Raw genomic sequence first — 732 nt, 5'->3', positions numbered from 1 at the left:
TAAGGAAATAATCGTCGGCCAGAAAATATACTGAATACTGGATATTCTGTGTGTTTGGTGAATTCATTGGCAGCTTGAAAAGAAGGTTCACATGTTAAACAACATTCGTATCGAAGAAGATCTGTTGGGCACCAGGGAAGTTCCCGCGGACGCTTACTACGGCGTTCATACTCTGCGAGCGATTGAAAACTTCTACATTAGCAACAGCAAAATCAGCGACATACCAGAATTCGTGCGCGGCATGGTCATGGTTAAGAAAGCCGCCGCGCTGGCGAACAAGGAGCTGCAGACCATTCCCAAAAGCGCGGCAAATGCGATTATCGCCGCCTGTGACGAAGTCCTGAATAACGGCAAATGCATGGACCAGTTCCCGGTCGATGTCTTCCAGGGCGGGGCCGGTACCTCCGTAAACATGAACACCAACGAAGTCCTGGCGAACATTGGCCTTGAGCTGATGGGCCACCAGAAAGGCGAATACCAGTACCTGAACCCAAACGATCACGTCAACAAATGCCAGTCCACCAACGATGCTTACCCCACCGGGTTCCGCATTGCGGTGTATGCCTCCATCCTTAAGTTAATCGATGCGATTAAACAGCTGGGCGAAGGCTTCCAGGCGAAAGCCGTGGAGTTCCAGGACATCCTCAAAATGGGCCGCACCCAGCTGCAGGACGCGGTGCCGATGACCCTCGGCCAGGAGTTCCATGCCTTCAATGTGCTGCTTAATGAAGA

General features: G+C 51.8%; 1 protein-coding gene. It reads left to right on the top strand.

Going from position 1 to position 732, the window contains the following annotated elements:
- Positions 1 to 91: 91 nt before the first annotated feature.
- A partial coding sequence (locus tag H9Y04_RS49220; RefSeq protein WP_268980587.1) for a lyase family protein occupies positions 92 to 732 on the top strand: 641 nt, incomplete at its 3' end.

This window comes from Streptomyces polyasparticus (assembly GCF_014493765.1).
Taxonomy (GTDB): domain Bacteria; phylum Actinomycetota; class Actinomycetes; order Streptomycetales; family Streptomycetaceae; genus Streptomyces; species Streptomyces polyasparticus.
The sequence above is the reverse complement of the archived record's forward strand: the minus strand, read 5'-3'. Positions and strand labels throughout refer to the sequence as shown.